The following is an 886-nucleotide window of genomic DNA, read 5'->3' as shown; positions in this document are numbered from 1 at the left end:
TCATTGAGATTAGAGAGGCATTGATTGTTTGCTTCTTGCCAAGTAAGGCCAGTAGCATTCTTAGGATAGGACGATGCGCCAATAACATCCCACCAAGCACTGTTGGATTGTAAGCCATCAAGAATCCATCGGAAATTAGCATTGTCGTGACAGTTTGCTAAATGGACAATGACCTTGGCATCTGGGAATACTTCTTTGGCTGCGTTGCGTCCGCTATTAAACAACCATGCATAGTTACGCATGTTGCTTGAAGCCATTCCTTCATTCCATAGCATTCCGTTGTTGGTTTCATTACCGACTTGAATCCATTTTGGTGTGATACCTGCAGCTTTTAAGGTGTTGAGTGAGTCTCTAGTGTAAGACCATACTTGTCCCATTAAATCTTCGAAGCTCAGTTGTTGCCATGCTGCGGGTTTCCACTGGTTACCTGGATCGGCCCAAGTGTCGCTATAGTGGAAGTCAATCATCACATCCATATTCGCGTCTTTGGCCCACTGCGCTTTGACAATTACATCATTCAGTGAGCTGTAATAACCATCACTGGGGTTAACCCAGACACGAAGACGCACTGCGTTCATGCCATGGTCTCGTAATATTGAAAGGACATCTTGTCGATAGCCCCAATCGTTGTAGAACTCGTAGCCACTGTCTTCCATCTGAGTTATCCAACTAATATCCGCACCTTTAATAAAAGCGTGAGAATAGTTTGAGGCCACTAATGACCCGAAGATGGCTAGTGTTTTTAGGGTATTGTTCATCGTTTCACCGTTTTTATATATTCACGTTTTGATTATTTTTAAACGTAAATAATATAGCAACGGATTTTAGAGTTGAGGTGATGTATAAAAGGGTTAGTGATTATTTTTATAAGGTGATTTACGTAGTT

General features: G+C 41.9%; 1 protein-coding gene. It reads right to left on the bottom strand.

Going from position 1 to position 886, the window contains the following annotated elements; genetic code table 11:
• Nucleotides 1-758, bottom strand: a 758-nt coding sequence (locus R7190_RS26260; protein WP_318137726.1) for a glycosyl hydrolase 53 family protein, incomplete at its 3' end; no start/stop codon positions are given.
• Nucleotides 759-886: the final 128 nt, after the last annotated feature.

The organism is Vibrio sp. 1078-1, from assembly GCF_033340475.1.
The sequence above is the reverse complement of the archived record's forward strand: the minus strand, read 5'-3'. Positions and strand labels throughout refer to the sequence as shown.